A 12383-nucleotide genomic window follows, 5' to 3' on the forward strand; every position below is an offset into this window, starting at 1 on the left:
TCGAAGGAACCATTATTCTGGGTAACGACCCGATCGGGCGGCTGGCTTTAGACCTCCTCTTTCCCTTTGCGCGATAAATTCAAAGGTATCTTCCCCAATAAAGCATTGATTCTGGTGGGCTCGGCTATTGCCACACTGGTCGTGCTGTCTGTATCTCACAGGCTTGCACATGAGTAAATGATTGCTGCAACTATATAAAGGGAGAGATAAGTGGGAGATGTAGGAGTAGGTAGTCTAGGTATTTGGCTAAAAAAAGCCGCCTGAATAATCCAGGCGGCTTTGTGACCACGATAGCTTTAGAGCTTTAGAAAATCTCACGCCAAGAGATACGGCGGATGAGGGATTCGTCAAAGTTGTTGATCGGCACGTCAATAGTTCCGGTATCACCAGCCAAGATATTACGGATACTGCTGTTACCACCAACGCTGGCTTCTCGAGAAGTACCTACCGGAGCAATGATCCCGCCTACTTCCAGCATACCGCCTAATTTATCATTGCCATCAAAACGGCCATCTTTGTTGGTATCAAAAGCCGGCAAGTTGTATTGACCACCATTTTGCAAGCTTACAGCAATCAGTGCAGTAGCACCATTTACCGAGCATACGTTGCCGGTCGGAGTAGTGCGGACAGCTGTAAAGGTAGCCACTTTATTACGACGGATTGCCGGTTGAGCCACAATAGCCTGACCTGGGAGCAGACTCAGACGCCAGCCTTTATGATGGCTTTGGATAGCGTTCTGCGACACTTGATAAATCTTTTGTGTCAGGGTTTTATTGCTGGAGTAGATAGCATCCACTTTTTCCCCATTACCGATAAAGTTCTGCCCTAGCAAATCTGCATCGGTGATCGGGCCTTGCTCAGCAAAGAGGCCGAGGGCATAGTTCTGCACGCCTGGTGAAATATCTGCCAGAGAGAAGTATTGGCCTGTGCCAGCTACTACATACAGATGACCACCTGTTTGGGCGATTACCGGAGCTGCGGTAATCGGTGCGCCTGTGCCACTGGGGGTGTATAAAGGCTGATTGTTGTAGGCGTTAACCCATGAACCGTTGGATTTGTCGTAATCCACGCGCCACATTTTGCCGCTCAAGTCGCCAACAAATACGGCTTCTGGCATTTTGTCGCCATCACGGTCGTATACGGCCGGCTCGCCCACACCATCTTGGCCCAAAGGCACTTTCCAGTAGTTGGTATTCAACTGCCAGTTACCTGTGTTGTCTGCGCGCAGAATATACAGGTAGCCATTGCTGGAACCGCTGTTTACGCCACTGCTGAAGATCACGATCGGATTGCCGTCTTTATCTTTGGCAATGGAGGGTTTGCCAACAGTGAGGCCCAGGTCGGAATCATCAGCATTGGAGAATTCCCACATTACGTTATGGGCACCGGGGTTGCTCAAATCAGTTACATCTAGAGCATACACCGAAGCACCACCACGACCGGCAGTACCCACCACAATAGATTTTGCAGTAGCACCGAAGCAAACTTCATCTGTAACTGGGGTGCCGTCATTCAGATATTGGTGAGTCGGCTGGGCATGTGATGACACAGGTAAAGATAAGCTATACAGTTTCGGTAGGGCTGTAGAAGGGATATAGCCCATCACTTCCTGACCATCTTGGTTCAGAACATGCAGTACGCCAGCATTCGAGGCGGTTACATAGAAGTTTTTACGAACCATGATGTTGCTGTTCGCATAATTACAAGCCGCAGGTTTATTTTTCGGAGGCAGAATAGGCTGTACACCGGAGTTAATAATGGTACCCAACAGGCCATTTTCACGTTTACGCCAAGCAGTACCTTCTAAGCTTGGGTCGCCCAGAGTATATTGCACCAAGCTGGCGGCAGAAGCACCGGCATTCAGTGCAGTTCTGAATTGCGCTACGTTGCTTGGGGTAAAGGCGGTAGTAGTGCCATTGGGAGCCTCAGTAAACAGCTTGCGGGCAGACCAACCAGATGCAGTATGGAAAGCTTCCATTTTGGTTGAAGCACGCCATGCCGGAGTAAAGGTTAAGCCGTTGCCCTGTGAACCAATGCGTTGGGCAATCACGTCACCTGAAAGGCTATCTACGTTATAAGAAGACTGCAGGCCTAAAGTTTTATTGGCACCGACATCTACCACCGAGTTTTGGTGCTCGGTAACACCTACGAATGCCTGAGATGGGTCGGTATATGATCCAGCTTTTTCAAAAGCTTTTTTCAGTGCCTCTACCATATTTTCTGGGTTATTGCCCAGGGCGAAGTTTTTGGGCATGCCGTCGGGGAATAGTACCGGTGAACTGCTAACCCCTGGTGCATCGCTGGTCCAGCTACCACGGGATGCATTGGGCATGGTAATACCGGGTTTATAATCAAAACCACCGTATTTGGCAGCCCAATAATATGCATTACCAAGTGAAGTCTGGTTATCTGTCTCAAAACGGCCGCGCCCCTGCTCCAATACGTCAATGGTAAAGGTATTGATATGCTGATCACCCGGAATATCTTGGCGGATATCTTGTGTTCTGCCCCAATAAGCCAATGCCACGATACCTGCTGGGGAGTAACCCGTTACATTTTGCCCAGTGGCGTAGCCTGCATATGAACCGCGAGATGTATACCATGATTCTCTACCAAGGCCTTTGAATTTCTCTTGATCCAAGATGTCTTCCAAAATCTTTTGGGTATTAATCTCGGAATCATCTTTTACCCCACTTCTTGGGCCAAAATTAGGCAAGTCTTTCTCATCGTGGGTAAAAGTATCACCAATCAGAATCATGGTGTTAGAGCGGCACTGTGCTTCATCTCGAGAAGCTAAGCCACGGGTAAGCGGATCATCCCAATCATAAATCATAGGGAAGCCATCGGCCGTAGTTGGGTTAATGCCATATCGGCGCTGAGTCTGCTCATAATATGCAGGCATCCCTTTGTGACGCAAATAACGTTGAGCGGTATAGAACAGCTCGGCTGCGGTATCAAGGCCTTTATAGTTGCCGGCATCACCAAACTTATTGATATAGTTGATGGCACCGCTATTGGATACGTTGACTTTACGGGCATCTTCTGGGTCCGGATTTACAGCCAGCACACCTGTTCTTTCGTCCCACTCTTTACCATAAGTGATACCATTTTCGCTTTGTGTGCGATCCAAATATTTCATACGTGTACGCAACACACCGCCACTCACGTCGTTTGAGTAGTTTAACTGATAGCTGACTACAGCGAAGCGAGCAGGACGGCTATCCGGCCCGTCACCACGACCGTACTGCTGCATCAGCCCTTCCGGTTTGTAGTGGCTCCCATATGCGCGACAAGCGCTCGGCAAACCTGCCACACCGCCAGCACTAGCCGGATTACATACCTGCACCACAACGGGCAATCGGTAGCCGGTAACATTAGGTTTGCTGCGAGAGGCATCAGCAGCTTTTTGCACAATAGAATGCACAGACGATGGCGCTGCACCCACATTAATTGCGTTTCTATCCTGATAAATCACTTCATCTCTAGTAAAACGAACGGGTGTAACGTAGAAACCTTCGTTTAGGAAGAAAATACGATTGTTATATGCAAGCGGTACATTTGCATCCACCAACTGATGTGGAGTTTTTCTGCCAGGTACTACAGGGTGATATCGGAAGCCTAATGCACGTGGCAAGCCTGCGGTAGTGTTTGTCGTAGCAAAGCTATCTACCATACTGGCAGGAATAATCCGCTTTAAAAATGCCAAATCTTGTGCCGATGGATTATGGCCTAACTCAATCCCTCTATAGCGTAAACGGTATTGACCGTCACCGTTGGAGTTTTTATTCACATATGCACGGCGGAGGAATGTTTCCGTTGGAGAATCACCAGCTTGATAGTTAGTCGGACTGTTGCCGATACCGCGGGCACGGTTACCACCGGTTAGGGTATAGCGGAAAATATCCAGCGCGGACATTGTGGCCCAGTTTAGGAAGTTACCACTATATTCTTCATCATTCCCGCTACATAGGCCGACTCGACCGTAACTATCAGTAGTCGCTACTGAAGAAACAGCAAAATAGCCGTTATCTGCATTGCTATTGTAGTCATAAAATTTATAGCATTTGGTATTGTCAAAATACCCTAAGTATCTTGTTTTCCATTGGTTCTGTTGGCTTATTCTTAAGGTTGGGTAGCCCTCAAACATAAATGAATTATCAGAATAAGCGGCACCGGCTGTCGGGTGCTCTACGGATGGCGTCAGGGTGATGTTTGGGCCGTGGGCAATGGTAACGCCGGTAAGCGGTTTGTTGCTGATGCTCACCGTTGCCGCTTGCGCGGCACAGCTGATGCCAAAAATGGCAGCCGCCAGCATCGTCGGCCTAAAATGTTTTTGTATATTAGAGGTTTTCATTTTCGTCATTCCATGTTTAAGTAGACTGAGTAGCGCCTTCCCTGAATCAACAAACCCTATCAAAACATTGCAATAGACAAGGTTTACTTTGCTCGGCAGTTTCTATTATAACCCGTTTCTATATAAAGAAAAATAAGGGTATATCCTTTAATGGCAAGCAATTTTACTGCCATCTACTAGACGGGTATGCGTAAAATTAGGCAATTTCCCCCTTTGGTACTCGGCCGCTATTGCTGGATAGGCGTTATCTGCTAAGTTGGTTAGTATCTCGCTCAGGTTGCTTAGTTTCATTGATATTTATCAATATATTATTGCTGTTGGATAGTTGTTTGCCGCAGATTATTTTGGCAATTAACGGCAAAATCTGTGCTTGGTGTGCTGACGTGTAAGAGCCGTATTGCTTGCAATGTATGGCTGGCCAGGAGATGCATTTGGATCATTTGGAGATTGCCTGCCGTTGTTTGTCAGAAAAAGCGGGTAGAGAGACACTAAAAAGGCTACCTGAAACGGTTTGACCGGTTTCAGGTAGCCTAAATTTTGGCTGCCATGCGGCGCTGGGCTCAAGTTGTACCGATCGGGCGGCAGGCGATCATGTAGTTGACGTCTGTTCGTTGGCAGAGGCGGTAGCGGCGGGTGAGGGGGTTGTAGGTGAGGCCGCTGGTGGCGGTGATGTTCAGCCCGGCTTGGCGGCAGAGGCGGGCAAGATCGGCGGGATTGATGAAGCGCTGCCAGTCGTGGGTGCCTTTGGCTACGAGGCCGAGCAGGTATTCGGCGGCGATGATGGCTTGGGCGTAGGATTTGGCGGTGCGGCTGAGGGTGGAGAAAAAGAGGCTGCCGCCGGGCTTCACCAGTTTGGCGCAGGCAATAATCACGGAGGCGGGGTCGGGCACGTGTTCGAGCATTTCCATGCAGGTAACCACGTCGTAGGCAGCCGGCTGCTCGGCGGCGAGCGCTTCCACGCTGATGCAGCGGTAGTGCAGGTTGGCCAGGCCTTGTTGTTCGGCATGGGCTTGGGCTACCTGAAGGGATTTTTCGGCCATGTCGATGCCGGTGGCCTGCGCGGCTTCGCGGGCAAGGGCTTCGCTGAGGATGCCGCCGCCGCAGCCCACGTCGAGCACGTTTTTGCCGGCCAGCCCGCCGCTATGTTCGCGGATGAAACCCAGTCGCAGCGGGTTGATTTCATGAAGGGATTTAAATTCGCCCTCGGGATTCCACCATTGGGCGGCTAGGCGGCTGAATTTGTCGATTTCGGCAGCATCGACATTTTGGGCGCTGGTGTTCATGTTTTCTCCAAAAATGGGTTTCAGGTAGCCTCAATTTAAGCGTGAGGCTACCTGAAAAATGCAGCGGCAAAAGGGTTAGCGGCGGCCGCTGTTGTAGCGTTGCAGGCTGCGTTGCACGGGGGTTTTGATGGATGCGCAGTATTGTTGCTGGGATTTGCCTGCGGTTTGGCTGTCAAGAAAGGTACGAACTTCGGCTTCATTCAGCAGGCGCTCGCAGTTGGCTTGTTCAAACTGCTGCTGAGCGGCGTTAAAGGCGTTTTTGTAGCGTTCGTCTTGGGCTGTGGCGGGCTCGCAGGCAGAGACGTGGATGACGATTTGGAAGCCGTCTTTCAAATAGCCCAGGCATTGTTGTTTGCTGGCTTGGGCGGGCGTGGCTTGGGCGAGAGCGGGGAGGAGGGCGGCAGTAAGGAGGGCTAGGGTGCGGAGTTTCATTGGAGGAGTTCCTGTATGTGGCTTGGAAGAGGAAGCTACCTGAAAACTGCTTTTCGGTTTTTCAGGTAGCCTGTGGGTTATTTGACGTTGCGGTAGCGGTGGGCAATGCCTGGCAGTTCGTCTTTGACGGCAGGGCAGAACAGGCGGCTGGTCTGGCCGAGTCGTTGGAGTTCAAGATTGATGGCGGCTTGGGCTTCGTCTTCGCTGACGATGTCTAGGCAGCTGTCGTGCTCGAATTGGGTTTGGGTGTTTTTGAAGGCGGTTTGGTAGCGCTCGCTGGTGGCGGAATCGGGACGGCAGGCTTCGGTAAAGGCGGAGAGATTGTTACCATCGACAACGTAGCGCAGGCATTGGGCTTTTGCAGCGGCGTGTTCGGCAGCTTGGACGCTGTCTTGCGGGCTGTTGTCTTGCGGCTCGGGGTTGGGCTGCGGGCGCTCTTGGATGTGGGCGGGTTGTTCGTTATCTTGCTGGCGGGTTGGCCGGCTGTGCCGGATTGGGGCTTGGGCGGCATTGGGGCCGGTATTGTGCTGCTGGCGGGCGTTGGTGCGGGTGTTGGCAGGTTTGGTTTCCTGTTGTTGGCGTGAGTGTGCACGGCCGTTGGCGGACCGGTTGTTGTCGTGCTCCCTGCTTTGGCTGTTGCGACCGCGGGCTGGTTTGGCTTCCTGCTGCTGACGTGAGTTGGCGCGGCCGTTGGCCGGTTTGTTGCTGTCTTGGGTTCTGTTTTGACTGTTGCGGCCGCGCTGGGGTTTGTTGTCCTGCGGTTTGGAAGATGAGTTTCTGCCGGAGGAAGCACGCTCTTGAGACCTGCTCTGTGCGGGTTTGGATTGGGATGCACGGCCGGATGAGGGTTTGGCGGGAGCGGCGATGGCAAGTGCGGGAAGGATGGCGGCGAGGGGAGCGAGGGTTTTGAGTTTCATGAAGTTTGCTTTATGGCGTTGTGGGAAATGGGTTTGGTGGGTTTCAGGTAGCCTGTCAGCTATTTGGCTGCTCCCTAATCTACCCGATTGGGGCGCGGGAAAGCATATATCTGGCTATGGCCGGGCAGGATGTCGAATCATAGCGCAAGGCCGATGAGAAGGCGATAGTTATGATGGCTGTGCCCGTTTGAATTTTCAGGTAGCCTTTCAATTACTCTTGCCGCTGCCACAACACAAACGCCTCGTGTTTTTCGCGCGGGCGGTTGGCGCTGGCGAGTTCGGCGGCATCGGGCACGGATTCGTGGCGCAGGGTGGCGACGAAGCGGCAGTTTTCGCCTAAGGGGTAGCGGCCGTATTCCTGCCAGGCGTGGCGCACCACGGCGTGTTGCGCGGAAACGCAGGCATCGGTCGGCAGTTCGGCTTCCAGCCGCTGCACCACGGGGCGGTAGCTTTTGGCTGCGTCCAGCCAGGGCAGGAACAGGGTGAGGATGAGCGACCAGCACAGCGTGAGCCCGGCTGCCCAGTTGGTTACCGCCTGCCGGCCGCGCACGTATTTGCGCGTAATCGCCAAGAGCCACACCGGCGTGAACAATACGGCCACGATAACCGGGAAGTAATCGATATCCCGTTGATAATACGGGCTGAAATAAGCTGCACGCTCGGCCAGCTTGGCCGGCCAGCCAAAGTTCATGGCGAAAAAGCCGAGCCACACAAACAGCGCCAGCGAGCCGAACGTCATGATGCCGAACCAGTTGAAAAACGCCGCCGCGCCGCGCCGCAGCTGGTCGGCCTGCGCCGCTGCCGCCAACACCAAAGGCGGCAACAGCAGCATTAAATTGTCTTCCATGTGCTGCGGCGAGGCGGCCAGCACGAGGCCGAACACAGCCAGCCAAATCAGGCACAGGCTGTTCCAGCCGTGGCGCGGCAGGCGGCGCTGGCGGTAGAGCGTCCACAAGGCCAGCGGCCAGGCCGGGAAGGCAAACCACAGCAGGTTTTTCAGATAATAAGCGGCAGAAAAACCGAAATCCAAGCGGGCGAAGCCGCCGAACGGCGCGAGCGCGTGATGCCGCCACCATTGCAGGAAGGCCTCGTGCGACAAACCATTGAGCACCAGCGGCCACACAAACAGCAAAGGCAGCGTCAGCCCTGCCGCCGCCAGAAGCGTGAGCCAGAAGCGTTTGTTGTGCCAATGCGAATCCAGCAGCAACAGCGCCGTGGTGAGCATCACGCCCAACAGCGGCAACAGGCTACCTGAAAGCGACAATACCGTCCAACCCAAGAGCGTGAGTACAATCGCCTTCACTGTTTTCTGCCGCGCCATCGCCAGCGCGTAGAAACTCAGGCTCAAGCCGCACAGGGTAACGATTTGCCCGCTGATGAAGTGGCTCATCATCAGCAGGCCAGGGCAGCCGATCAGCACCAGCACCGCCGTACGCCCGTTGCGCCGCCCCAAAAGCATCCGCCCCGCGCCGCCCATCGCCGCAAGCGACACCGCCGCGAGCAAGGCATTCACCATGCGCACCGCCTCATACGGCGGCAGATGACCGAACAGTTTCAAAAACAGCAGGGAAAGCCACATATACAGCGGCGGCACATCCCAAAACAGCGTCCCGCCATCCTGCGGCAGCCACCACTGTCCGCTCTCCGCCGCCTGCCGGATAACAGCATACACCGAGATTTCGTCTTGCCACAAATCGTGCGCAAACACGCCCGGCCACAGCCAGACAAAAGCCAGCAGCAGCAAGAGCCAGGGCCGCTCGTAGGTGGGCGGGGCGGGGCGTTGCTCGGGCGGAACGTAGGTTAGCATGGGATGTTTGGCAGGAAATTCAAATTGGGCGCTATTGTATAGCAAAGTGCGGGGCGGGGGTGGATAGGTGGGAGGCTACCTGAAAATGGAGCGGCCACGAAGTGAGCATATGGCAGGGCAGGGTGGTGCTGTGCCGCCGGTTGGTGTGGCTGCGTTTACCGGCTTTCAGGTAGCCTGCCGGGTTCAGTTGGCGCGGCGCAGGTAGGTGGCGAAGCGGGGAGTGCCTTTGGCGGTGAAACCGCGGTATTTGTAGGTGATGCGGCTGCCGATTGGCGGCGGGTTGCGGCGGTCGGCGTCTTTGAAACCGGAGCCGATGCGGAATTCGCCGGTTTCGTTGCGGCAGGACACAGCGCCGAGCAGGCCGGCGTTGCGGCCTTTACCTTCGTGGTGGGCGGTAACGGTACATTCCGCGTCGTGCGCGCTTTTGAGTTTGAGCAGGTTGTCGCTGCGGCCGCCCTGGTAGGGGGTGTTGGGGTTGCGCAGCATCACGCCTTCGCCGCCTTGGGCTTCGATTTGGCGCAGGAATTGTTGGGCATGGGCGGCATCGCGCACGGGGGTTTGCGGAATAACGGCGATTTTGGCTTGCGGGTGGGCGGCGAGGTGGCGCTGCACGAGGGCGAGGCGCTGATATAGGTTGCCCGGGGCTTGGGGCGCGTCGAAAACGTGCAGCTTGATGCCGCTCCAATCGCCGTTGGCGCTGCGGACGGCGGCGGAAATCTGCTCGAATGCGCCGCGCCGGCTGTAGAGTTCGCCGTCGAGCGGGTAGGGCGGAAAATCGCGGGTGAAACCGGCGGGCGGGGAGAAGGGGTGGCCTTGGCGGCTGATGAGTCTGCGCCCATCCCAATAGGCGCGCACGCCGTCGAGCTTTTCGCTCATCGCCCAGCCGGCAATGTTCTGACCGTTGTATTCTTTGGCCAAGATAAGGTTGGGCGCGGCGTACAGGGCGGGGGCGAATAGAAGGACGGCGAGGACGAGGAGGAGTGTTTTCATGGCGGTTTTGTTTGGGCGGGGTGGTGTGCTGGGAGGCTACCTGAAAGTGCGGTTTCAGCGCAATTTCTGCAAAAACGGATTAAACGCGATTTCCCACAAAAAGCCGTCGGGGTCGGTGAGGTAGCCGCTGTAGCCGCCCCAGAGCACTTTCTGCGGGGCTTTGATGATGTTGGCGTTTTTTGCGGCAAACCCGGCAAACAGTGCGTCCACTTCGGCTTCGCTGCCCACGTTGTGCGCCAAGGTGAAGCGTGGGAAGCCGCTGCTTTGTTCCGGTATTTGTGCGTCGCGCGCCAGGGCGGCTTTGCCGAACAGGGCGAGCAGCAGCGCGTTTCCGGCTTGGAAAAAGGCAATATTTTCGTTGCTGCCGGCCGTTTCCTGCCAGCCGAATACATCCCGATAAAAACGGCGCGATTCGGCGAGGTCGGCCACGCCGAGCGTAATGTAGTTGATATGTTGTTCCATCAGCTGTCCTTGATAGTCGGAAGAGATATTGAGAGGCTACCTGAAAAGCGGTTCTGCATTTTCAGGTAGCCTTTGTCATGCCGCGCTTTAAGACGAGGCGAAGGCTTCAAACGGCACGGCGAGCAGGGGCTCGGCGCCTTGGCGGATGCGTTCGGCGCAGGCGTGGGCTTGGGACAGAACGTAGGCGAGGTAGGCGCGGGCGGTGTGCTGCTGGGCTTGGCAGAATGCGCTGCCGAAGCGTGCTTCTGCATTGCGGGCGGTGAGGAAGTTTTGCGCCAGGGCGGCCGCACCGAGGGTGAGGGAGATTTGCTCCAGATAGGCGGCGGCGTTTAGGGCGGTGGCAGCGGGGTTGGTTTCGTGCTGCTGCACGAGGAGGGCGGTGCTGCGTTCGGCCAATTCGAGGGCGCGCTGGAGCGGTTCGGCAGTGGCGGGCTCGATGGCGGCGAGCTCGTTGGCGGTCTGCTGGGCTTCGGCGAGCAGGGTGCGCACGAGGCTGCCTTTGTCGGACACGGTTTTGCGGGCGAGGTCGGCGGCCTGCACACCGTTGGTGCCTTCGTAGATGGCGGTGATGCGCACGTCGCGCACGAGCTGGGCGATGCCGGTTTCTTCGATATAGCCTGCGCCGCCGAATACTTGCATGGCCAGGTTGGCGAGCACGGTGCCGTTGTCGCTGCACCAGGCTTTAACGATGGGGATGAGGTAGTCGAGCCGGCCTTTGGCAGCTTTTTTGGCGGCGGGCTCGGGGTGTCGGTGTGAGGCGTCGAGCGCGGCGGCGGCCTGGAGATACAGGGCGCGCTGGGCGGCGATGGTGGCTTTTTGCACCAGCAGCATGCGGGCGACGTCGGGATGGTGGATGATGGTGAGGGGGGTGCCGTCGGGCGCGCTGCCTTGGATGCGCTCGTGGGCGTAGGCCAGTGCCTGCTGGTAGGCGGCTTCGGCCACGGCATGGCCTTCGATGCCCACGCCCAGGCGGGCATGGCTCATCATGGTGAACATATAAAGCAGGCCGCGCCCGGCTTTGCCGATGAGGTAGCCTTCGGCTTCGTCGAACTGCATCACGCAGGTGGGGCTGGCGTGAATGCCCATTTTGTGTTCGATGGCGGTGGCGGACACGCCGTTTTTCTCACCGATGCTGCCGTCGGGCTGGATCTTGTATTTGGGCACGATAAACAGCGAAAGGCTTTTGATGCCGGAGGTGGTGCCGGGCAGGCGGGCGAGCACGAGGTGGATGATGTTTTCGGTCAGTTCGTGTTCGCCCCAGGTGATGAAGGTTTTCTGGCCGCTAATGCGGTAGCTGCCGTCTTCCTGCGGCACGGCTTTGGTGGCCACTTGGGACAGGTCGGTGCCGGCCTGCGGCTCGGAGAGGTTCATGGTGCCGCTCCAGAGGCCTTGGCTCATTTAGGCAGGAAGGTTTGCTTTTGCTCTTCGGAGCCGTGCTTGGCAATGGTTTCCACCGCGCCTACGGTGAGCATGGGCAGCAGCGAGAGGGCGAGGTTGCCGCAGTAGTACATTTCTTCGCACGCGGCGGAAATCACCGCAGGCAGGCCTTGACCGCCGTATTCCGCCGGAGCGCGCAGGCCGGGCCAGCCGGCTTCGCAGAAGGCTTGGTAGGCGGCGGCGAGGTCGGGATGGGTGATGACTTTGCCGTTTTCCAGGCGCGCGCCGTGCAAATCGCCGGTGCGGCTGGTGGGCAGAAAGACTTCTTCGCTGAACTTGGCCGCTTCTTCGATGATGGCGGCGGCGGTGTCTTCGTCCAGGCCGCTTTCGGCATACCATTGGGCGATTTCGGCCAGGTTGCCGTGGGTTTGCAGGGCGAATAAGAGTTCGTTTACGGGGGCGCGGTAGGACATGGAAGGCTCCTTTGTAGTAGAAGGGAAGATACGGGCTAGCATAGCAAATCCGCAGGGGCTTGGGTATGGCTGCAACGGGCTGGCTTGATACGTAGCAAAAAAGGCTGCCTGAAACTTTCAGGTAGCCTTGGACAGGGTGTCGGGTGCGGGAATCCGGCTTACGGTTTTTCAGGTAGCCTAAGGTGGGGTGTAGGGTGCGTGCCTGTGGCACGCACGCCGTTGCCAGTTATTTCCAAGCCGCGTGCGTGCGTTCTGCACACACCCTTGTATATCGGAATCCCCGTATCA

At 56.1% G+C, this 12383-nt stretch carries 7 protein-coding genes and 1 pseudogene; all 8 read right to left on the reverse strand.

What is annotated here, in order from left to right; translation table 11 throughout:
* Nucleotides 1-304: 304 nt before the first annotated feature.
* Complete coding sequence (locus HMPREF2541_RS10890; RefSeq protein ID WP_168161115.1) at nucleotides 305-4354, reverse strand: pilus assembly protein; 4050 nt, start codon at nucleotides 4352-4354, stop codon at nucleotides 305-307.
* Between the two features lie 560 nt (nucleotides 4355-4914).
* The gene (ubiG, locus tag HMPREF2541_RS10895; RefSeq protein WP_070543570.1) at nucleotides 4915-5637 is read right to left on the reverse strand and encodes a bifunctional 2-polyprenyl-6-hydroxyphenol methylase/3-demethylubiquinol 3-O-methyltransferase UbiG; all 723 of its coding nucleotides are present in this window, start codon (nucleotides 5635-5637) and stop codon (nucleotides 4915-4917) included.
* A gap of 75 nt (nucleotides 5638-5712) precedes the next feature.
* A complete protein-coding gene (locus tag HMPREF2541_RS10900; protein ID WP_064087753.1) occupies nucleotides 5713-6069 on the reverse strand; it encodes a hypothetical protein in 357 nt (118 codons plus the stop codon).
* A gap of 77 nt (nucleotides 6070-6146) precedes the next feature.
* Nucleotides 6147-6986: a hypothetical protein gene (locus tag HMPREF2541_RS10905; RefSeq protein ID WP_070543572.1), complete on the reverse strand. Its 840-nt coding sequence runs from the start codon at nucleotides 6984-6986 to the stop codon at nucleotides 6147-6149.
* A gap of 211 nt (nucleotides 6987-7197) precedes the next feature.
* Nucleotides 7198-8793, reverse strand: a complete 1596-nt coding sequence (locus HMPREF2541_RS10910) for an ArnT family glycosyltransferase (protein ID WP_070543578.1) — start codon at nucleotides 8791-8793, stop codon at nucleotides 7198-7200.
* A 183-nt stretch (nucleotides 8794-8976) separates the two neighbouring features.
* On the reverse strand, nucleotides 8977-9783 hold the full coding sequence (locus HMPREF2541_RS10915) for a DNA ligase (protein WP_070543574.1): 807 nt from the start codon (nucleotides 9781-9783) through the stop codon (nucleotides 8977-8979).
* 54 nt (nucleotides 9784-9837) lie between these two features.
* Nucleotides 9838-10245 carry a VOC family protein gene (locus HMPREF2541_RS10920; RefSeq protein WP_070543576.1) on the reverse strand — a complete coding sequence of 136 codons (408 nt, stop codon included), beginning with the start codon at nucleotides 10243-10245 and terminating at the stop codon, nucleotides 9838-9840.
* 87 nt (nucleotides 10246-10332) lie between these two features.
* Nucleotides 10333-12095 (reverse strand): annotated as a pseudogene (locus HMPREF2541_RS10925) (acyl-CoA dehydrogenase).
* Nucleotides 12096-12383: the final 288 nt, after the last annotated feature.

This window comes from Eikenella sp. HMSC061C02 (assembly GCF_001809035.1).
GTDB lineage: Bacteria > Pseudomonadota > Gammaproteobacteria > Burkholderiales > Neisseriaceae > Eikenella > Eikenella corrodens.

Coding starts and splice junctions, on each gene's coding strand:
- HMPREF2541_RS10890 (WP_168161115.1), bottom strand. CDS start 4,354: ATGAAAACCTCTAATATACAAAAACATTTTAGGCCGACGATGCTGGCG.
- ubiG (WP_070543570.1), bottom strand. CDS start 5,637: ATGAACACCAGCGCCCAAAATGTCGATGCTGCCGAAATCGACAAATTC.
- HMPREF2541_RS10900 (WP_064087753.1), bottom strand. CDS start 6,069: ATGAAACTCCGCACCCTAGCCCTCCTTACTGCCGCCCTCCTCCCCGCT.
- HMPREF2541_RS10905 (WP_070543572.1), bottom strand. CDS start 6,986: ATGAAACTCAAAACCCTCGCTCCCCTCGCCGCCATCCTTCCCGCACTT.
- HMPREF2541_RS10910 (WP_070543578.1), bottom strand. CDS start 8,793: ATGCTAACCTACGTTCCGCCCGAGCAACGCCCCGCCCCGCCCACCTAC.
- HMPREF2541_RS10915 (WP_070543574.1), bottom strand. CDS start 9,783: ATGAAAACACTCCTCCTCGTCCTCGCCGTCCTTCTATTCGCCCCCGCC.
- HMPREF2541_RS10920 (WP_070543576.1), bottom strand. CDS start 10,245: ATGGAACAACATATCAACTACATTACGCTCGGCGTGGCCGACCTCGCC.